Genomic DNA, 20,731 nt, shown 5'->3' on the forward strand with positions numbered 1-20,731 from the left:
ATGAATGAGTGCAGATAGCAGACACAAAGGACTACTCAACGTTAGGTGAGACCCTGAATCCAGTCAAACCGGGCTTCCACGGCCTGTTTGTACAGAACTGCCCACACCTGTGGACAACTGCCCTGGCCGCGGTCCTGCCGTGGCATTGTGAGTGATGTCCCAAGTGGCACGGGGGCGCAGGAATCCAGCTACCGAGAGCCGAAATGATGATCTAGGCTTGGCGCTGGGTGTTTTATCCACGGGTGTGCATAACTCTGTGGATGATCCTCCGGAATCCAGGCCTGGTTTCCGGTTTCTTAGATCGCCATGCGGCGTCACGAGAGGTTTTTGTGGGTACGGACGAAATCAACGATGTCGGCAGCTCCTGGCGCAAGGTCATCCGAACCCTGGAGACCGACGACAGGGTCTCTCCCCGTCAGCGCGGTTTCGTGGTCCTTGCACAGGCGCAGGGACTGATTGGAACCACTCTGCTGGTCGCTGTTCCCAACGAACTCACCCGGGAAGTACTGCAGACGCAACTCAAGAACATCCTGGATGAAGTACTCAAGACGGTTTTCCAGGCAGATATCCAATGCGCATTCGTCATTGATGCGGATCTGACGCCGGTTGCCCAGGCCGAGCCGGAACCCGAGCCCGAAGAGCCTGCCCCGTCTCCGGTACCTACAGGAGAGAGTGCTCCGTCCCCGACGCCGCCCAGCACGTCACAGGAATTCGGCCGGCTGAATCCGAAGTACGTCTTTGAGACGTTCGTCATCGGCTCATCGAACCGGTTTGCCCACGCGGCAGCAGTAGCCGTGGCTGAAGCTCCGGCGAAGGCCTATAACCCCCTGTTCATCTACGGGGACTCCGGACTGGGCAAGACCCACCTGCTGCACGCCATCGGCCACTATGCCCGGCACCTCTACACCGGCATCCGCGTGCGCTACGTGAACTCCGAGGAATTCACCAACGACTTCATCAACTCGATCCGCTACGACGAAGGCGCCAGCTTTAAGCAGCTGTACCGGAACGTGGACATCCTGCTGATCGATGACATCCAGTTCCTGGCCAATAAGGACGCCACGCAGGAGGAGTTCTTCCATACCTTCAATGCGCTGCACAACCACAACAAGCAGGTTGTGATCACCTCTGACCTGCCCCCGAAGCAGCTCTCGGGATTTGAAGAGCGGATGCGCTCCCGCTTCGAGTGGGGCCTGCTCACCGACGTCCAGCCGCCGGAACTGGAAACGCGCATTGCGATCCTCCGCAAGAAGGCCATCGGGGATTCGCTCAGCGCCCCGGACGACGTCCTCGAATACATCGCTTCGAAGATCTCCACGAACATCCGGGAACTGGAGGGTGCCCTCATCCGGGTTACCGCCTTTGCGAGCCTGAACCGCCAGCAGGTCGACGTCGGCCTGGCCGAAATCGTGCTGAAGGACCTGATCACCGATGACGGCGCCCAGGAAATCACGGCAGCGTCGATCCTCGGACAGACAGCGGCGTATTTCCAGATCAGCCTCGAGGAACTGTGCAGCAAGTCGCGGACCCGGACGCTGGTGACCGCCCGGCAGATCGCCATGTACCTCTGCCGTGAGCTCACTGACATGTCCCTGCCGAAGATCGGCCAGGAGCTCGGCGGCAGGGACCACACCACCGTGATCCACGCCGACCGGAAGATCCGCGAACTCATGGCGGAACGCCGGGCCATCTATAACCAGGTCACCGAACTGACAAACCGCATCAAGCAGCAGCAGCGTGAAGCCTAGAAAACCCCGTCCCTCCGCGGATGTAAGGGCCCCGAAGGGGCTCGAAATTAACAAGTGTGGACAAGGGTGTGGATAACTCGGTGGACAACTCGTCGTTAGGGCGTTCAGCCTGTGGATACGCGGAACTGTCAAAAAGTTCCCAACAGGGTCCATCAGCGCGTAGGCTGACTGTCCACAAGTTATCAACAGCCTTAATCCGCCAACCCGGCTCGGCAGAGCGAGTTATCCACAGTATCCACAAGGGTTATTAACACTACGAATCTTAAGAATTTGGGTTCCACCAAATAACATCTGACCTTCCAGCCCAGACATCCGATGTTCCAACGAGCCCTTCTTTCAACCTGGCAGGTGCCCATTGGGCAACAGCACAATCGCTCCCGGATGCCCTTCTTGCGGCCCATGCAGCCAAGCACCGCTGAAGGTAAGCTGGCACAGGGTATTGTGGTGATTCCCAGGCGGACAGCCGCGCGGCCCAGCCGCACGCAATGCTCCCTCACGTTCATGAAAGTTCAGTAGTACTGATAAGTACGTTGTGAAAGGCGGCACCCTGCAGTGAAGTTCAGAGTTGAGCGGGATGTCCTGGCCGAGGCGGTTACCTGGACGGCACGGTCCCTCTCACCCCGCCCGCCGGTTCCTGTCCTTTCCGGCCTGCTGATCAAGGCCGAGTCAGGTTCGTTGAGCATCGCGAGCTTCGACTACGAGATCTCCGCACGCCTCCAGATTCCTGCTGACATCTCCGAAGAGGGCACGATCCTTGTCTCGGGACGGCTCCTTGCCGAGATCTGCCGCAGCTTGCCTTCCGCTCCGGTCGACGTCGAAACCGACGGGTCGAAGGTGACTCTCACCTGCCGCAACAGCCGCTTCAACCTGGCCACCATGCCGGTCTCGGAATACCCGGAACTCCCGGTACTGCCCGATGTCAGCGGCGTCGTCGACGGAGACGCGTTCGCCCAGGCCGTCTCCCAGGTCATCATTGCCGCGAGCCGCGATGACACCCTGCCGATCCTTACGGGCGTCCGCATGGAGATCGAAGACGACCTGATTACCTTCCTTGCGACTGACCGTTACCGGCTGGCACTGCGGGAGCTTCCCTGGAAGCCTGCAACCCCCGGTATTTCAACGAGTGCTCTGGTCAAGGCGAAGACCCTCAACGAAGTTGCCAAGACCCTCGGCGGCGGAGGCGACCTGAACATTGCACTTTCCGAGGACAGCGAGCTGATCGGCTTCGAAAGCGGCGGCCGGCGCACCACCTCGCTGCTGGTCGACGGCGACTACCCGAAGATCCGTTCCCTTTTCCCGGACAACACCCCGATTCACGCCACCGTGGAAACATCCGCTCTGGTTGAAGCGGTGCGGCGTGTGTCGCTCGTTGCCGAACGGAATACTCCGGTGCGGCTGGCCTTCACTGACGGCCAGGTGACCCTCGATGCCGGCACGGGAGAGGACGCCCAGGCATCCGAGGCACTTGAAGCTTCACTGATTGGTGACGAGATCACAGTCGCCTTCAACCCGCACTACCTCAGCGAAGGCCTTGGCGCCTTCCCGAGCAAGTACGTCCGTTTCTCCTTCACCACCCCGCCGAAGCCTGCTGTGATCTCCGCCCAGGAAGAACTCACCGGTGACGACCAAGAGGATTACCGGTACCTTCTGATGCCAGTCCGGCTGCCTAACCAGTAAGGCTTCCACCGGAGCAGTTCGGGAGCCTTTCCGCCCACCTTCGTGGACAGCAGAGAGGAACCGACATGCACATTGGCCTCATTGGACTGGGCAAGATGGGCTTCAGCATGCGCGAGCGGCTGAGGAACAACGGCATCCAGGTGACAGGGTTCGACAAGAACCCCGTAATCAGCGATGCCGGATCCCTTGCCGAACTCGCTGCTGAACTGCCTGCACCCAGAATCGTATGGGTCATGGTTCCCAGCGGGGCCACCACGGCAGCGGTCATCAGCGACCTCGCCGAAGTGCTCGACGGCGGGGATCTGGTCATCGACGGCGGCAACTCCCGCTTTTCTGATGACCTGCGCCATTCCGAACTTCTGGCGCGAAAGGGCATCCGTTACCTCGACTGCGGCGTGTCAGGCGGAATATGGGGCCTCGAAAAGGGATACGGCCTCATGGTCGGCGGTTCCGCCGCTGATGTTGACCGGGCGTTGCCGCTTTTTGACGCGCTGCGTCCTTCCGGCCACCGGGCGGACAGCTTCGTCCACGCCGGCGGAACCGGAGCCGGACACTACGCCAAAATGGTGCACAACGGGATCGAATACGGCCTGATGCAGGCCTATGCCGAAGGGTATGAGCTCCTAGCGGCCCAGGAGATCATCGACGACGTTCCAGGGATCCTGCGGGCCTGGCAAAGCGGAACCGTCATCCGTTCCTGGCTGTTGGAACTGGCGGTCCGGGCCCTGGAGGAGGATCCGGGACTGGAGAGAGTAGCGGGATTCGTTGAGGATTCCGGGGAGGGACGGTGGAGGAAGCAATGGCCGCTGAAATTCCGGCTCCTGCCATCGCGTCGGCTGTCTTTGCCCGGTTCGCCTCCAGGCAGGACGATTCTCCTGCCATGAAGCTGGTTGCTGCCCTGCGCGGACAATTCGGCGGCCACGCAGTGAAAACGGCCCGGCAGGAACAGGATCCGGGACGGGGAGGGGTTCCGCTGAGCGCAGCGGAACAGGCCATCCGCGATGCCGGGACGCCGGAGTAGCCGGCGGTAGGCTGTTCAGGACGGATGCCTGGCTTCAGGGCCGGCAGTGATGGCATTGAGGAAGACGGACAGGACGGATAGACCAGGTGGCCCAGCGTGTACGTTGATTACCTTTCGCTGACGGGTTTCCGCAGCTACGGGCAGCTTGACCTGAGTCTGGAGCCCGGAGTCAGCGTCTTTGTCGGCCCCAACGGCACAGGCAAAACCAACATTGTGGAATCGATTGGGTATCTCGCGTCCCTGTCCTCACACCGGGTCAGTTCCGATGCTCCGCTCGTGGCGTTCGACGCCGACCAGGCCCTGGTTCGGGCACGGATCGTGCGCGGGTCCCAGGCCACGGCGCTGGAAGTGGAAATCAATCCCGGCCGGGCCAACCGTGCACGGATCAACCGTGCCAATCCCGTAAGGGCCCGCGACATTCTCGGCATTTGCCGCACGGTGCTCTTCGCCCCTGAAGACCTGGCCTTGGTCAAAGGGGATCCCTCCGCCCGCCGCAGGTTCCTCGATGACATGATCGTTTCCCTCGTTCCCCGGCATGCCGCGACCCGCGCCGACTACGAACGCGTGCTCAAACAGCGCAATGCACTGTTGAAATCGGCCCGGATGAGCGGGCGTTTCACTTCTGCGCATGAAGCAACCCTGGACGTCTGGGATCACCACATGGCCGCTGCCGGAGCACAGCTCCTTGCGGCCCGGCTGCAGGCTCTGGACCGGCTGAGCCCGCACCTTGCCGGCGCCTACGCAGACCTGACCGACGGCTCGAAAGCCGCCAGGGGCGTGTACCGGTCAACTTTGCTGGGACAGGTAGAGGACGACGGCGCCGCTGAGGGACCTGCAGATTCTGCAGAACTGCTGGGACTGGGACAGGAGGAACTGCAGGAGCGGTTCCTGCAGGCCTTCGCCGCCAACCGCAAGCGCGAAGTGGACCGCGGAATTTCCCTGGTCGGTCCGCACAGGGATGAAGTTGAACTGCTGCTGGGGCCGGCGCCCGCCAAAGGCTATGCCTCGCATGGAGAAACCTGGTCCCTCGCGCTGGCCATGCGGCTGGCATCCTACTACCTGCTGCGGGACGACGACGATGCTCCCGGCAGCGGCCCGATCCTGATCCTGGACGATGTCTTTGCCGAACTCGATGCCGGCCGGCGCCAGCGCCTGGCAGCCATAGTTTCCGGCGCCGAGCAGGTGCTGGTGACGGCTGCCGTGGGCGAAGACATTCCGGCTGCCCTCTCCGGCCGGCAGATTCCGGTTATCCCTGGAGGCGTCAGTGCTGCCGCCGGCTAATTCTCCGGAGCATGCCGGGCCGGACGGAGGGGACGACCGCCCCGATGCTGCCCGGGAACAGCTGAATCGGATGCGCCAGGCTGCGCAGGCGCGCGGCAACCAGCGCGTTCCGGCGAGCCGGCGCAAACAGGGACAGCGCCGGCAAACCCCTTTTGTTCCGGGCGAATACACCGGGCGCGACCCTCAAGGCCTGGGCAAAGTCTTCAACCGGTTCGTCAACGAACGGGGCTGGAATTCTCCGGTGGCCGTCGGTTCCGTAATTTCCCGCTGGGAGGAGCTGGTAGGCCCGGACGTTAGTGCGCACTGCAAACCGGAGTCCTTCTCGGACACCACCGTCCAGGTCCGCTGCGATTCCACTGCCTGGGCCACGCAGCTGCGGCTGCTTCGGGAGACGCTGATTGCCCGTTTCGAAGCGGAACTGGGTCCCGGCGTCGTCACCCGGATCGAAGTCATTGGCCCGGCAGCACCCAACTGGCGGAAGGGACTGCGGAGCGTCAAGGGCAGGGGACCGCGGGACACCTACGGATAAAGCACGCGCGGCCGGAAAAAAGTTGTTGAAAAATGCCGGTTTCTGTGCTCGCGTTCACACCCGCTGCACCCGCCATAGACGGCTGAAAACCCCATCGGACGTATCCGGCCTCGTCTGGGGCCCGGAAAAGCGCGTGGAACCCGCTTTAGTGGCCTCCTAAGGGGTGTTTTGGCCAGCAAAGGTACCCTCAGCACGGTAGAATTGCTAGGAGAGGTGCCCTCTCCGCTGGTCAGGGTGCCAAATTCTGACCGACACAAGAGGAGTCGACAGCACCTGTGGCTAACGACAATGAGCTAGACAACACGGAGCCCGCCCCGGAGGATCACAACGACGCTCAGGCGCCCCACGAATACGGCGCCAATGAGATCACTGTCCTGGAAGGCCTTGAAGCCGTCCGCAAGCGTCCGGGCATGTACATCGGCTCTACCGGCCCGCGCGGGCTGCACCACCTGGTCTATGAAGTGGTGGACAACTCCGTTGATGAAGCGCTGGCCGGCTACTGCGACCGCATCGATATAACGCTCCAGGCCGACGGCGGTGTCCGCGTCTCGGATAACGGCCGCGGCATCCCCGTGGACATGCACCCGACCGAGAACATGCCCACCGTCCAGGTGGTCATGACCATCCTGCACGCCGGCGGCAAGTTCGGCGGCGGCGGCTACGCCGTTTCGGGCGGCCTCCACGGCGTGGGCATTTCCGTAGTGAATGCCCTTTCTGCCCGGGTGGAAACCGAAGTGAAGCGGCAGGGCTTTGTCTGGCGCCAGACCTTCGAAAACGGCGGCGTCCCGGTCGGAAGCCTGCGCAAGGGTGAAGAGACCGAAGAAACCGGTACCACGCAGACGTTCTACCCGGATCCCGAGATCTTCGAGACCACGGAATTCGATTTCGAGACACTGCGCGCACGCTTCCAGCAGATGGCCTTCCTCAACAAGGGACTGCGCATCGTCCTGACGGACGAACGCACCCTGGACGAATCCGCTGAGGAGATCGCGGAGGACGGCGCCGAGACCGAAGAGAGCGCACCCAAGCACCGCACCGTTGACTACATGTATGCCAACGGCCTGCTGGACTATGTCCACCACCTGAACAGCTCCAAAAAGGTCGAGGTCATCCACGACGACATCATTGCCTTCGAGACCGAAGACAATGACAAGAAGATGGCCGTGGAAATGGCCCTGCAGTGGACCACCGCGTACTCGGAGAGCGTCCACACCTACGCGAACACGATCAACACGCATGAGGGCGGCACCCACGAAGAAGGCTTCCGTGCCGCCATGACCTCGCTGATCAACCGGTACGCACGCGAGAAGAACATCATCAAGGAAAAGGATGACAACCTCACCGGTGACGACATCCGTGAAGGCCTGACCGCCGTCATTTCCGTGAAGATCGCCGAACCGCAGTTCGAAGGCCAGACGAAGACCAAGCTCGGCAACTCCGAGGTCAAGGGCTTTGTCCAGCGTGTTGTCACGGACCAGCTCGGCGACTGGCTGGAACGCAACCCCGGCCCTGCCCGTGATGTGATCCGCAAATCGATCCAGGCCTCCCAGGCGCGGCTTGCAGCCCGCAAGGCCCGCGAATCCACCCGCCGCAAGGGCCTGCTGGAGTCCGGCGGCATGCCGGGCAAGCTCAAGGACTGCTCCTCCAAGGATCCCTCGCGGTCGGAAATCTACATTGTGGAGGGTGACTCTGCAGGCGGCTCCGCCGTCCGCGGACGCAACCCCGAAACCCAGGCCATCCTGCCGCTGCGCGGCAAGATCCTGAATGTGGAGCGCGCCCGCCTGGACCGCGCCCTTGGCAACGCCGAAGTCCAGTCCATGATTACGGCCTTCGGCGCCGGCATCGGTGAGGATTTCGACGTCGAAAAGGCGCGGTACCACAAGATTGTGCTGATGGCCGATGCCGACGTTGACGGCCAGCACATCACCACGCTGCTGCTGACGCTGCTCTTCCGCTACATGCGTCCGCTGATCGAGCAGGGCTACGTGTACCTGGCGCAGCCCCCGCTGTACCGGATCAAGTGGTCCAACCACCCGCACGACTACGTCTACAGCGACCGCGAACGCGACGAAACCGTGGCCCGCGGGCTGGCCAACAACCAGCGACTGCCCAAGGACAACGGAATCCAGCGCTACAAGGGCCTTGGCGAAATGGACTACACCGAACTCTGGGACACCACCATGGACCCGGACCACCGCACTCTCCTGCAGGTAACCATGGACGATGCCGCCTCGGCGGACCAGATCTTCTCGGTGCTTATGGGTGAGGACGTCGAATCCCGCCGCAATTTCATCCAGCAGAATGCCAAGGACGTGCGCTTCCTCGACATCTGATCCTGCCGGCGGCTTCGCGCCGCCGCAGGACAGGGTCGCCGGTGGTCGTGCAAACGCCCCGGGAAACGTACACGGACTTGAACTTAGAACGGAACAGAATTAAATGAGTGATGAGACCCCGGAGGTCCCCGGCGGCGAACTCGAGCCCCTGAGCGGGAACGTCCTCTCCGACCGCGTCGAGCAGATCGACCTGCAGACGGAAATGCAGCGTTCCTACCTCGACTACGCCATGGCAGTCATCGTTGGACGTGCCCTCCCCGATGTGCGTGACGGCCTGAAGCCTGTGCACCGCCGCGTCATTTACGCGATGTACGACGGCGGCTACCGGCCGGACCGTTCGTTCAACAAGTGTGCGCGCGTGGTCGGCGAAGTCATGGGCCAGTACCACCCCCACGGCGACTCCGCGATCTACGATGCGCTGGTCCGCCTCATCCAGGACTGGGTCATGCGTGCCCCGCTGGCGCTCGGCCAGGGCAACTTCGGTTCCCCCGGAAACGACGGCGCTGCCGCCCCGCGTTACACCGAGACCAAGATGGCGCCGCTGGCGATGGAAATGGTCCGTGACATCGACGAGGAAACCGTCGACTTCATGGACAACTACGACGGCCGTAACCAGGAACCCACCATCCTGCCGGCCCGGTTCCCGAACCTCCTGGTCAACGGATCCTCGGGCATCGCCGTCGGCATGGCCACGAACATCCCGCCGCACAACCTGCGCGAAGTTGCCGACGGTGTGCAGTGGTACCTGGAGCACCCGGAAGCCAGCAACGAGGAACTCCTCGAAGAGCTGATCAAGCGGGTGAAGGGACCTGACTTCCCCACCGGTGCGACGATTCTTGGGCACAAGGGCATCGAAGATGCTTACCGGACCGGCCGCGGCTCCATCACCATGCGCGCCGTGGTCAACGTCGAGGAACTGCAGGGACGCACCTGCCTGGTTGTCACCGAGCTGCCGTACATGGCCAACCCGGACAACCTGGCCATCAAAATTGCCGAGCTGGTCAAGGACGGAAAGATCACCGGCATCGCCGACATGCGCGATGAGACCTCAGGCCGCACGGGCCAGCGCCTGGTGATTGTGCTCAAGCGCGACGCCGTCGCGAAGGTCGTACTGAACAACCTGTACAAGCACACCCAGCTGCAGGAAAACTTCGGCGCGAACATGCTCGCAATCGTCGACGGCGTGCCGCGGACGCTGAGCCTGGACGCTTTCATCCGTCACTGGGTCACCCACCAGATGGAAGTTATCGTCCGGCGTACGCGCTACCGGCTGCGCAAGGCCGAGGAAGTTGCGCACATCCTGCGCGGCCTGCTCAAGGCACTCGACGCGCTCGACGACGTCATCGCCCTGATCCGCCGCTCCTCCACCGTGGAGGAAGCCCGGACCGGACTGATGCAGCTGCTGGACATCGATGAACTGCAGTCACAGGCCATCCTGGATATGCAGCTGCGCCGCCTGGCCGCACTGGAACGGCAGAAAATCCAGGACCAGCACGCCAAGCTGGAACTGGAAATTGCCGAATACAACGCGATTCTCGCATCGGATGAACGCCAGCGGCAGATCGTCAGCGAAGAACTGGCCGAAATCGTTGCCAAGCACGGTGATGACCGCCGCACCAAGATCCTGATGGGCTACGACGGCGACATGAGCATGGAAGACCTCATTCCCGAAGAGGAAATGGTGGTCACCATTACCCGCGGCGGCTACGTGAAGCGCACCCGCAGCGACAACTACCGTGCCCAGCACCGCGGCGGCAAGGGAATCCGCGGAGCCCAGCTGCGCGGGGACGACGTCGTCGAACACTTCTTCGTCACCACCACGCACCACTGGCTGCTGTTCTTTACCAACTTGGGCCGGGTTTACCGGGCCAAGGCGTACGAACTGGCCGAGGCCGGACGGGATGCCAAGGGCCAGCATGTGGCCAACCTGCTGGCCTTCCAGCCGGGAGAGCATATTGCCCAGGTACTGGACCTGTCCGACTACGACGTCGCTCCGTACCTCGTCCTTGCGACCAAGCGCGGACTGGTGAAGAAGACCCGCCTGCAGGACTACGACACCAACCGTTCCGCCGGCATCATCGCGATCAACCTGCGTGAAGGCGATGAACTGGTCTCGGCCCAGCTCGTGAGCGAAACAGATGACCTGATGCTGGTCTCCCGCATGGGACAGTCGCTGAGGTTCACTGCTTCCGACGAAGCGCTTCGGCCGCTGAGCCGGGCAACCTCCGGCGTCACGGGCATGAAGTTCCGTGAGGATGATGAGCTGCTGGCTGCCGACGTCGTCACCGAGGACTCCTTCGTCTTCATCGTGACCGAGGGCGGCTATGCCAAGCGGACATCGGTAGACGAATACCGGGTCCAGGGCCGCGGCGGGCTCGGGATCAAGGTCGGAAAATACAACGAGGAGCGCGGCCATCTGGTCGGCGCCATGGTCGTCCAGGAAGAGGACGAAGTCCTGGTGGTCATGCAGGGCGGCAAGGTTGTCCGCTCCGCTGTTTCCGGCGTTCCGGCCAAGGGCAGGGACACCATGGGAGTCATCTTCGCCAAACCGGACAAGAACGACCGGATCATTGCGGTAGCCCGTAACTCCGAACGCGACTTGGCGGTCGAAGAGGTGGACGGCGATGAGAATGCCGAGTCTGTGGAGGTGTCTGTGGATGAAGTACCGTTGTCTACAGATGAAACGGCTGGGCGCGACGCGCAGTCTGCTGAAGATGGAGGTACCGAGTGAGCTCGACCAACTCTAACGCCAGGTCCGGCGGCGGTCCGCGGGTAAAGGCCCCGGCCCGGCCCGCCCAGCGGCCTGGTACGGGTCAGAGCGCGTCAGGCAACCGGCAGCCACTGGTCAAGCCGGCACCCAAGGCCAAGGCCCGCAAGGCCCGGCTGCTCGTAAGCAAGATCGATCCGTGGTCGGTTCTGAAGATGTCCTTCCTCCTGTCCGTGGCCCTGGGCGTGGTGACTGTTGTCGCCGCCATCGTGCTGTGGACCGTTTTGGACCTCACCGGAATCTTCGACCAGGTGAACCGGCTCCTGGGCGAGATCGCAGGGTCCGAATCCGGCGGCTTCGACCTCCGCGAGTTCGCCTCGCTGGGCCAGGTAGTCTCTTTTGCGACCATCATCGCGGTGGTCAATGTGCTCCTGCTGACGGCGCTTTCCATGCTTTCAGCGGTCCTGTACAACATCGCCTCCACCTTGGTGGGCGGCATCGGCGTCACCCTCACGGACGACTAATTCCGCCGGTGTTCCGGCGCGGACTCCAGGTCCGCGCCGGAACATTGGGATCCGGATTTGGGGAACGGGTCGAGGGTACGGTAGAGTCTTATCTCGGCCCGGTGAGGTATCGGGGCGTATAGCTCAGGCGGTTAGAGCGCTTCGCTGATAACGAAGAGGTCCCAGGTTCAAGTCCTGGTACGCCCACGGAAGACCACGAAAGTGGTTGACCACAACGGCAAGGAGACACTGTGAAGAAGTTGTTCGCACTCGCGGCAGTAACGGCAGCAGGCGTCTTCGCCTTCAAGAAATGGCAGGAAACTGCTTCGGAGAAATCCGACTGGAAGGCTTCAACCGATAAGGTTGAGTAGCTCCGCAGGAACCGGCTTGGTTTGAACACCCGCCAGGGTGGGATATACTGGAGCAGTTCCAATTCGGGGGCATGGCGCAATTGGTAGCGCACCTGCTTTGCAAGCAGGGGGTTCGGGGTTCGAGTCCCCGTGCCTCCACCGAAAGAAAGTCCCGGCCCCTGCGGCCGGGACTTTCTGCGTTAACGCGCATGGTCTCCTCCGCCATGGACCATGCTCCGGCGCGGCCGCCAGCGGGCGCCGGGAGCAGGCCCTAATCTCATTGAGTGACCTTTTTCCTTGCCCTCGTCGGCGTACTGGGTGTCTCGGCTTCCGGGCCCATCATGGCTGCCACTGCTGCCCCTGCACTGGCGATCGCTTTTTGGCGCAATGCGCTGGGCGCACTGATCATGGGAGCGCCGGCAGCGCTGCGGAGACCGGCTGACTTCCGGCGCCTCACCAAAAGCGACCTGCGCTGGACCGCGCTTGCAGCTTTGGCCCTGGCACTGCATTTTGCCTGCTTCATCACCGCGCTCCAGCTGACGTCCGTCGCTGTCGCGACCGCACTGGTATGCCTCCAGGCGGGCTGGATTGCCCTCTTTGGGGTGTTCCGCGGGATCCGGATCGCACCAGCGACACTGGCTGGCCTCCTGGCTGCCTTCGCCGGCGTCGTCGTGATCACGGGTTTTGACGTGGCACTCTCGCCGCAGGCACTTCTCGGGGACGCCCTGGCGCTGGCCGGAGGTGCGCTGGCCGGCTTGTACACGATTGCCGGCGGCAGGGCTCGCCAAACCATGACCACCGGAACCTACACGACCCTCTGCTACGGGGCTTGCGCGGTCATACTCGCACTCATGTGCGCCGTCTTCCGGCAGCCGGTCATCGGCTTCGAGCCTGGTGCCTGGCTCGGGATCCTGGCGGTCACAGTGATGGCGCAGCTTCTGGGGCACACCGTGTTCAACCATCTCCTGGCAGTGATCAGTCCACTCGTGGTGTCCATGATCATCCTGCTTGAGATCCCGGGTGCGGCCATCCTGGCAGCGGTCTTCCTTGGCGAGGAACTGCCCGGCGGGACATATCTTGGGCTGGCGGTCATTATCGCCGGACTCGCCGTCGTTCTCTGGGGACAGGCTAAACGCCGGGGGAAGGAGCCGAATGGTGCGGCGGAGGATCCGCTGCCCCCTGCCCCGCCGGTCCTTGGCGGTGACGTGGATCGTTAGGAGAAGCTCCCGCAGGTCCCGGATCCGCGGCTGCCGTGCAGGCCAGGCCCAAACGAAGGAAGGGACCCCGGATTACCGGGGTCCCTTCCTTCGGTCCGGCCGGAAGGCCGGATTAATGCTACTTCTCGTTCTTGTCAGCCTTGGCGCTGGAATCCGCGTGCGCTCCGCCGGACTTGGCGGACGTGGATGCTGCTTCCTTGCTGTGCTTGGCGGCCTCCGTGGCCTTCTCGCCTGCCTTGGAAGCGGAGGAAGCAGCAGCTTCCTTCACGGTCGCAGCGGAGTCCTTGGCCTTGCCGGCAGCGGCAGAGACTGAGTCCTTGGCCTTCTCGGTGGCCGAAGGAGCGGACGGCTTGGTGGCTTCGGCCGCGGGAGCGGGCGCCGGGACCGGGACTGTTGCCGGCTTCGGCTGGGCCGGAGCGGGAGTCTTCCACGGGTCTTCCACCGGACGCGAAGCCCGCCATGCCGCAACAGCGGCAACTGCCGCAGAAACGATGATGCCGAACACAAGCCAGCCCTTGCCGCCGCGCTTCTGCTGCTTCTTCAGTTCCTTGGCAGCCTTGGCAGCGGCTTTCTGGGCCTGCTTCATGGCCTTCTTGTTGCCGGTCGCCTTGGCCACGGCTGCCTGCACCGGCAGCGAGGCGTTGCCCAGTCCGCGCGAGACGGAGTCTGCAGCGTCTCCGATACGGGAGGACAGGTTGGGGATGTAGTCGTCGACAACCTTGTCCTTGGCATGAGTCAGGGCCGGGGTCGCGCGGTCAAGCGTCGTCTGGATCCTCGGCGTTGCGTCGTCGACGACCTGGCTGATTCTCGGTCCCACCTTCTGGAGGCCGTCCTGGATCCGCGGGGTCACCACGGCAACGCCCTGCGCGATCTCGTCGGCAGCACGCTTGAGCCCATCCTGGATCTTGGGCGAAGCGGTCTCGATTCCCTTTTCGATGCGGGGAACCGCCCATCCGACAGCTGCTTCTACTTTGGGGGTTGCCCAGTCACGCGCCGATTCCACGCCTGCGGTGACATTCGCTTCGAAGTCACGGGCAATGCGGTCCTTCTTGTTCAAAACTACCTCCCAGGAAAGTGACGGTTCAGCCTTAGCCTACGTGCAATGACAGTTCTGTGCTATCAGAGGGCCAGGGGCGGCGAAGTTTTCACTGTGCGCTGAACAGGCCGTTTTCCCCCCACGCCAAAGTCGGCCGTGGAAGAATGTTGTTATGACTGCTATTCCTACAGCACAAGCAACCGTCCACACCTCCAAGGGCGATATCCGCATCAACCTCTTCGGCAACCACGCCCCGAAGACGGTCCGGAACTTCGTCGGCCTTGCCACAGGTGAGATCGAATGGACCGATCCGGCGACCGGCGAGAAGACCAGCCGCCCGCTCTATGACGGCACGATCTTCCACCGCATCATCAAGGACTTCATGATCCAGGGCGGCGATCCCCTGGGCCGCGGCACCGGCGGACCGGGTTACCAGTTCGACGACGAAATCAGCCCCGACCTGGACTTCACCGCTCCGTACAAGCTGGCCATGGCCAACGCAGGCATCCAGATGGGCCGCGGAACGAACGGATCGCAGTTCTTCATCACCTCTGTGCCGACCACTTGGCTGCAGGGCAAGCACACCATCTTCGGCGAGGTGGCAGACGACGAGTCCAAGGCCGTCGTTGACGCGCTGAATGCTGTCGATACCGACATGCGGGACAAGCCGACCGAAGACATCGTCATCAACAACATCACGGTCGAGCAGCTCTAACCTGACCGCCGAATGTACCCCGGCCGGGATCCGGCCGGGGTACATCCATAAGCACTCATCGGAGCCGAACACCAATGTCCTACGGAGTACCGGCCGGAGAGCCGGCCCATGATGTACCCGTCTGTCCGCGGCACCCCGACCGGGTCAGTTACATCCGCTGCCAGCGCTGCGGCAGGCCGGCGTGCCCGGAATGCCAGCACAGCGCGCCCGTGGGCATCCAATGCGCGGACTGTTTCCAGGAGAGCCGGGCCGGCACGCCTGCCTACCGGACGTCATACGGCGGCGCGGTCCGTTCCGGTAAGCCTGTAGTCACGATCACCCTCATGGCCCTGTGTGCCGCCGCCTATGTCCTGCAGTGGATTGCACCGGGTTTCACCGAACTCTTCTGGTTTGCTCCCGTCTACACGGACATCGAGCCTTGGCGGCTGCTGACAGCTGCTTTCCTCCACTCCCCCGGGTTCATCTTCCACATCGCGTTCAACCTCTATGCCCTCTGGCTTCTGGGAAGGTCACTTGAGCCGCTGCTTGGCAGGCTGCGCTTTACGCTGCTGTACCTGATCTCCGCGCTGGGCGGCTCAGTCGGCGTAGTCCTCCTGGCGCCGGCCTTCCAGGCAGTTGTGGGTGCATCCGGCGCAATCTTCGGCCTCTTTGGTGCTCTCTTCGTGATCCAGCGCCAACGCGGAGGCGAAGTCAAAGCCCTGCTGATCCTGATTGGCATCAACCTGGTGCTGGGCTTTGTCTATCCCAACATTTCCTGGCAGGCACACCTGGGCGGGATTCTCACCGGTGCTGCCTGTGGGGCTGTCCTCGCCTACGCCCCCAAGGGTCCCCGCCGGGCGTTGGTTCAGTTTGGCGGCTTGGGCGTTATCGCCCTCATCCTGACAGCAGTGGCCCTGCTGTGGACGCCTAACTTCTAGGTTCCAGTTTGGCAGCGGCCCCCGGATTTCCCGGGGGCCGCTTTTCCTTTAAACGGAGCGGGGCCCGGACCGGATCGCACACGGCCCTGGTACTGAACGGCGACACTCTCCACAGGGCATAGCAGTCTTATCCACAGAGATACCCACATTGTTAATAACTTACAGGCGTGTAACTCATGGTCCTGCGGGGGTGACCTGGCTATCTGACGCAGCTCCCGGAACCCTACCTCAGGGTTTTCCACAGAGCATTCGTGAAGTTGTGCACAGGCGGTGCCCAAAGCCGTTGAAGAGTTATCCAGTGTTGTCTCCGAGTTACACACATGTAATTCCACAGGTGTGGATAACTCGGATCCCTAGGCTGGCGCGGTTTGGCTCCTGAAGGGGCCGAAAGTTCTCCACAGTTGTGGACAACTCTGTGCACATGTTGGGTATAGGGTCCCGGTTGTTAGCTCCCGGTTATCCCCAGCTTATCCACGTTGAACTGTGGATAACCCCCTTCGGGGGACACCTTTCTCTGTGCAGGGTGCCCCTGCGTTCTTGAACAGGTTATCCACGGCTGTGGATAAGTGTCTGTGGATAAGTAGGGTGCCTGTGGGTAAGCCTGTTTAAAACAAAACTCCCGGTGTGGCAGGCACACCGGGAGTTTGAACCAGTCGCAGGTCAGCGCCACCGGGTCGTCATCAGGAAGCCCACGATCGCAACGCCGAAGCCAACCAGGATGTTACCGCCACCGAGGGCCGGAATCGGGTACACACCCTGGGAAATGTAAAACACGATGATCCAGAGCAATCCGATGATCATGAGGCCGAACATTACCGGCTTGTACCAAACGGGATTCGGCTTGGGGGCTGCCTTTCCCTTGGCTGCAGCGGGCGCCGCTGCGGCTGCTGGCTTCTTGCGGGACTTTGACTCGGGCACGGATCCTCCTAGCGGAACCGGCTCACTGGACGCCGGTGCGGGTTATTGTCTCTGGGAGCCCCGAACTTCACTCGCCCGGCAGGGCCTGGGCCTATATCCTGTCTGGGTATCGGCGGTGGGCTGGGCAGCTGTTGCAGGGTCCCTCTCTTCAATCGTAGCGAATGACCAGTTCCGACGCGGCAGTACGCCGGATGGATTACCGAGAGGACCAGTGACAGTATGACGGGTGCGGTGGACCAAACGGCCGACTCCGCTTCGGGAAGACTCACGGAAGACAGGCCGGAAAACCGGCGGAACAGGAACGGCAGGCCGCGCAGCCGCGGTTCCATGGCCGTGCAGGTGCTCGGGGAACTGCTTATCACTGCCGGACTGGTGATCGTACTCTTCGTCGTCTGGGAACTGTGGTGGACCAATATTGAGTCTGACCGTTTGCAGGACGCCGCCATGGAAGAGCTCTTTGACGGTTTTGAGGTGCCGCCCATGTCCAGCGAGGCTCCCCCGCCGGAGGACTACGGTGATCCGGCGGTGCTGCCCTCACCCGAGTCGGACGGCACTACGTTTGCGGCCATTTACATTCCCCGTTTCGGTCCCGACCATGCGAGGCCCATCACCGAGGGAATCGGACCGGAAGTGCTGGACACTCTCGGCTTGGGCCACTATCCAGAGACGGGAATGCCGGGGGAAATAGGAAACTTTGCCCTTGCCGGACACAGACAGACCCATGGACAGGTGCTGGACGCCGTCGACACCCTGGTCCCGGGTGACCGCATCTACGTCCAGACGGCGGAGGGGTACTACACCTACGTGTACCGCAACAGCCAGATAGTTCTGCCGGAGCAGGTCGACGTGCTGGCAGCCGTCCCGACGCAACCGGGTGCGGAGCCGCAGGAACGCATCCTGACGCTGACGACCTGCAATCCACGGTTCGGGTCGCAGGAAAGATTCATCGCCTACGCGGTCCTGGACTCGTGGCAGCCCGCCGCAGCCGGGCCCCCGGAAGAAATACGGACTGTGGCATCGGCCACCGCGTCAAGACAGGGATAAAATGTACGCTTGGATCTTCCGGCATTTGCCCGGGCCGCTGTGGATACGCATCGTCACTGCGGTGGTACTCGTCGCCGGTGTGGTGCTGGCCCTTATGACCTATGTCTTCCCCTGGTTCTCGGAGTTCAGTTTCCTGAGCCCCCTGACCGATTCAACGATTGGCGGTTCCTGACCCAATGAGCACCCGTATCCTCGTTGTCGATAACTACGACAGCTTCGTCTACACGCTGGTCGGCTACCTGCAGCAGCTCGGCGCGGAGACTACCGTCGTACGCAATGACGATGTAAGCCTGGATGAGGCAAAGGAACTCGCAGCATCCCGGGACGGAGTCCTGGTGTCTCCGGGCCCGGGAGCGCCGGCTGACGCAGGGGTCTGCATTGAGCTCATTCGCTGGTGCCGCGACAACGGCAAGCCGATGCTCGGAATCTGTCTTGGACACCAGGCCCTCGCCGAAGCATTCGGCGGAACCGTCACCCACGCACCGGAACTGATGCACGGTAAGACCTCGGAAATTGAGCACCACGGAACCGATGTCTTCGCCGGACTTCCCAGCCCGCTGACCGCAACGCGCTACCACTCCCTGGCTGCGGTGGCGGAACAGATCCCCGGCGAGCTGGACGTCACCGCCCGAACCGCCAGCGGAATCATCATGGGGCTCCGGCACCGCACGGCGCCTTTGTCAGGGGTGCAGTTCCATCCCGAATCGGTCCTGACGGAAGGGGGCTACCAAATGCTGGGCAACTGGCTGGAGAGCCTCGGCCTCGAAGGGGCAGCAGCGTACGCGGCAACCCTGAGCCCGCTGATCAGCTCCCGTTCCTAACCCCGTGGGTTAGTCGCCCCCGCGACGGTTGCCCGGTTCCGACGGTGACTCGGAAGTACTGGGCGAGGGTGACGGTTTGGCTGGTTCTTTGGCAACCGTCAGTGTGATGGTGCTGCCCTGCGGAACATCCGATCCGGGGGCTTCGCTCTGCGCAGTCACCGTTCCCGGCTTCACCACGCTGTTTTCCACTTCTTCCACCGTCGCCTGCAGCCCGTACGCAGGATCCGCCAGATACGCCTTGGCTTCTTCCACATCGATATCCACAAGGTTCGGCACAGTGACCTTGCCTGTCGAAAGCACCAAATCTACGGTGCTGCCGACCTGCACCGAGGTACCCACACCGGGCTTTGTCTCGATGACATGCCCTTCCTGCACATCAGGGCTGTTGGCTGTGGCTGTGTTACCGCCCTGAAGGCCCAATAGGCGCAGGGTGTCCCTGGCCTGGGCCTCGCTCATTCCCGGAAGGGTATCCGGAATGAGAACAGCCGATGGTCCCTGGGAAACTAACAGCGTGATGTCGCTGTCGAACCTGACGGTACTGCCGGCACCGGGTTCTGTGCCGATCGCCAGACCGGGTTCCACAGTGTCGCTGTACTCCTGCTCGATCACGGGAGCACGGAATCCATCAGCAGTGATGGTGTTGATGGCATCCGTCTGGCTCATGTTAGCTACATCCGGAATAGCCCCGGTCACGGGCGGGGGCGGCGGCTGGTTGGCCCAGTTGTAGGCAAAGATGCCTCCGGCAGTCAGCAGCAGGGCCACCGCCGTAAACAAGGTGATGATCCAGGCACGGCTCCGGGACTTGTGCCGGGGGTCCCGCTCCTCCCGGGTGCCGACAGACAGTGGGGACTGATCATTGTCGTCTTCGAGCGACTCATCCACGGGAGTTGAGGTGAGCGGTCCGCCCTCGCGCACCCGTGCCATGGCCCGTGTCTGCGGTTCTTCCTCCGGAACTGGCACTGCTGGAGCCTTGGAGACCGCAAGGGCCTCCGTGGGAGCGGTGTCGCCTGAGCGCTGTGGCACGGCGGAAGTCCCGTTGCGGGCTGCTTCAAGGGCGTCCCGGAAGGCATGAGCGTTCTGGAACCGCTCGCTGCGGTCCTTGGCGAGGGCATGCTCCAATACGGCATCAAGGGCCGCAGAAACTTCAGGATTGAAACTGCTGGCTGCCGGTGGAGCTTCCCGAACGTGCTGGTAAGCCACCGATACCGGGCTTTCGCCCACGAACGGCGGCCGTCCGGCGAGCATTTCGAAGAGCAGGCAGGCAGCTGAATACAGGTCACTGCGTGCGTCCACGGTCTCGCCCCGGGCCTGCTCCGGAGACAAATACTGCGCCGTGCCAATGACCGCCTGGGTCTGCGTCATGGTGGCAGCGGAGTCGGCGATGGCGCGTGCAATGCCGAAGTCCATGACCTTGACGTTTCCCTCGGCGGTGACCATCACGTTCGCCGGCTTGATGTCCCGGTGGACAATGCCTGAACGGTGGCTGTACTCGAGGGCAGAGAGAACGCCGAGGGTGTAGGTGATGGCATCGTCCGTGCTGATCTCCCCCGCCTTGATCAGGTCACGCAGCGTCCGCCCGGAGACATACTCCATGACAATGAAGGGCAGCCGGACGTCGTCGGGAGATCCATTGGCGATTTCCTGGTCGCCGGTGTCATACACGGAAACGATTGAGGGGTGGTTCAACCCCGCGACAGCCTGCGCCTCACGCCGGAAGCGGGACTGGAACAGTGGATCCCGGGCCAGGTCTGGGCGCAGCACCTTGATGGCCACTGACCGGCCCAGCCGGGTATCCCGGCCAAGGTAGACGTCGGCCATGCCGCCACGGCCAATCAGTTCACCGACGTCGTAGCGACCGTTGAGGATGCGGTCGGTGTTCAGTGTTGGGTGCCCTCTCAGGAAATCCGCGCTCAT

General features: G+C 62.7%; 17 protein-coding genes, 2 tRNA genes and 1 pseudogene. 17 read left to right on the forward strand and 3 right to left on the reverse strand.

The features are described from left to right. The first annotated feature begins 329 nt into the window (after positions 1 to 329). The 12 genes and pseudogenes from dnaA (at position 330) to NF551_RS00060 (ending at position 13,366) form a co-directional block, all read left to right on the forward strand. Positions 330 to 1,748, forward strand: coding sequence for a chromosomal replication initiator protein DnaA (dnaA, locus tag NF551_RS00005; protein ID WP_227896423.1), 1,419 nt, complete (start codon positions 330 to 332; stop codon positions 1,746 to 1,748). A gap of 552 nt (positions 1,749 to 2,300) precedes the next feature. Further along, positions 2,301 to 3,425 (forward strand): DNA polymerase III subunit beta, encoded by a 1,125-nt coding sequence (dnaN, locus tag NF551_RS00010; RefSeq protein WP_227896424.1) that lies wholly within the window; start codon positions 2,301 to 2,303, stop codon positions 3,423 to 3,425. A gap of 65 nt (positions 3,426 to 3,490) precedes the next feature. Continuing rightward, positions 3,491 to 4,446 (forward strand): annotated as a pseudogene (gene gnd / locus NF551_RS00015) (phosphogluconate dehydrogenase (NAD(+)-dependent, decarboxylating)). A gap of 96 nt (positions 4,447 to 4,542) precedes the next feature. After that, on the forward strand, positions 4,543 to 5,727 hold the full coding sequence (gene recF / locus NF551_RS00020; RefSeq protein WP_227896425.1) for a DNA replication/repair protein RecF: 1,185 nt from the start codon (positions 4,543 to 4,545) through the stop codon (positions 5,725 to 5,727). Beyond that, a complete protein-coding gene (locus NF551_RS00025; RefSeq protein ID WP_227896426.1) occupies positions 5,711 to 6,256 on the forward strand; it encodes a DciA family protein in 546 nt (181 codons plus the stop codon). The genes recF and NF551_RS00025 overlap by 17 nt, the downstream gene beginning before the upstream one ends. Before the next feature lie 275 nt (positions 6,257 to 6,531). Next, positions 6,532 to 8,589 (forward strand): DNA topoisomerase (ATP-hydrolyzing) subunit B, encoded by a 2,058-nt coding sequence (gyrB, locus tag NF551_RS00030; RefSeq protein ID WP_227896427.1) that lies wholly within the window; start codon positions 6,532 to 6,534, stop codon positions 8,587 to 8,589. Between the two features lie 103 nt (positions 8,590 to 8,692). After that, entirely contained in the window at positions 8,693 to 11,320 is a 2,628-nt protein-coding gene (gyrA, locus tag NF551_RS00035; RefSeq protein WP_227896428.1) for a DNA gyrase subunit A, read from the forward strand. Then, positions 11,317 to 11,820 (forward strand): DUF3566 domain-containing protein, encoded by a 504-nt coding sequence (locus NF551_RS00040; RefSeq protein WP_227896429.1) that lies wholly within the window; start codon positions 11,317 to 11,319, stop codon positions 11,818 to 11,820. Before gyrA ends, NF551_RS00040 begins: the two co-directional genes overlap by 4 nt. Positions 11,821 to 11,932: 112 nt before the next feature. Next, positions 11,933 to 12,006, forward strand: a tRNA-Ile gene (locus NF551_RS00045). Positions 12,007 to 12,050: 44 nt separating this feature from the next. Further along, a complete protein-coding gene (locus NF551_RS00050) occupies positions 12,051 to 12,170 on the forward strand; it encodes a DLW-39 family protein (RefSeq protein WP_227896430.1) in 120 nt (39 codons plus the stop codon). Between the two features lie 65 nt (positions 12,171 to 12,235). Then, a tRNA-Ala gene (locus NF551_RS00055) sits at positions 12,236 to 12,308 on the forward strand. 125 nt (positions 12,309 to 12,433) lie between these two features. Next, positions 12,434 to 13,366, forward strand: coding sequence for a DMT family transporter (locus tag NF551_RS00060; protein ID WP_227896431.1), 933 nt, complete (start codon positions 12,434 to 12,436; stop codon positions 13,364 to 13,366). A 118-nt stretch (positions 13,367 to 13,484) separates the two neighbouring features. On the opposite strand, the gene NF551_RS00065 is transcribed toward NF551_RS00060, so the two are convergent. Continuing rightward, a complete protein-coding gene (locus NF551_RS00065; RefSeq protein ID WP_227896432.1) occupies positions 13,485 to 14,423 on the reverse strand; it encodes a hypothetical protein in 939 nt (312 codons plus the stop codon). A gap of 151 nt (positions 14,424 to 14,574) precedes the next feature. Here NF551_RS00065 and NF551_RS00070 point away from each other — a divergent pair, with 151 nt between their 5' ends. Both NF551_RS00070 and NF551_RS00075 read left to right on the forward strand, forming a co-directional pair. Then, complete coding sequence (locus tag NF551_RS00070) at positions 14,575 to 15,117, forward strand: peptidylprolyl isomerase (protein WP_227896433.1); 543 nt, start codon at positions 14,575 to 14,577, stop codon at positions 15,115 to 15,117. Between the two features lie 74 nt (positions 15,118 to 15,191). Further along, a complete protein-coding gene (locus tag NF551_RS00075) occupies positions 15,192 to 16,034 on the forward strand; it encodes a rhomboid family intramembrane serine protease (protein ID WP_227896434.1) in 843 nt (280 codons plus the stop codon). A gap of 660 nt (positions 16,035 to 16,694) precedes the next feature. On the opposite strand, the gene NF551_RS00080 is transcribed toward NF551_RS00075, so the two are convergent. Beyond that, positions 16,695 to 16,952, reverse strand: a complete 258-nt coding sequence (locus NF551_RS00080) for a cell division protein CrgA (protein WP_227896435.1) — start codon at positions 16,950 to 16,952, stop codon at positions 16,695 to 16,697. Positions 16,953 to 17,279: 327 nt separating this feature from the next. Here NF551_RS00080 and NF551_RS00085 point away from each other — a divergent pair, with 327 nt between their 5' ends. Genes NF551_RS00085 through NF551_RS00095 form a run of 3 tightly spaced genes read left to right on the forward strand, consistent with a single transcriptional unit; the run spans position 17,280 to position 18,817 of the window. Then, on the forward strand, positions 17,280 to 17,996 hold the full coding sequence (locus NF551_RS00085; protein WP_227896449.1) for a class E sortase: 717 nt from the start codon (positions 17,280 to 17,282) through the stop codon (positions 17,994 to 17,996). A 1-nt stretch (position 17,997) separates the two neighbouring features. Beyond that, positions 17,998 to 18,168, forward strand: coding sequence for a hypothetical protein (locus NF551_RS00090; RefSeq protein ID WP_227896436.1), 171 nt, complete (start codon positions 17,998 to 18,000; stop codon positions 18,166 to 18,168). Between the two features lie 4 nt (positions 18,169 to 18,172). Next, positions 18,173 to 18,817 carry an aminodeoxychorismate/anthranilate synthase component II gene (locus NF551_RS00095; protein ID WP_227896437.1) on the forward strand — a complete coding sequence of 215 codons (645 nt, stop codon included), beginning with the start codon at positions 18,173 to 18,175 and terminating at the stop codon, positions 18,815 to 18,817. Between the two features lie 9 nt (positions 18,818 to 18,826). Here NF551_RS00095 and pknB read toward each other — a convergent pair whose 3' ends face one another. Next, a complete protein-coding gene (gene pknB / locus NF551_RS00100; RefSeq protein WP_227896438.1) occupies positions 18,827 to 20,731 on the reverse strand; it encodes a Stk1 family PASTA domain-containing Ser/Thr kinase in 1,905 nt (634 codons plus the stop codon).

Source organism: Arthrobacter caoxuetaonis, from assembly GCF_023921125.1.
GTDB lineage: Bacteria > Actinomycetota > Actinomycetes > Actinomycetales > Micrococcaceae > Arthrobacter_B > Arthrobacter_B caoxuetaonis.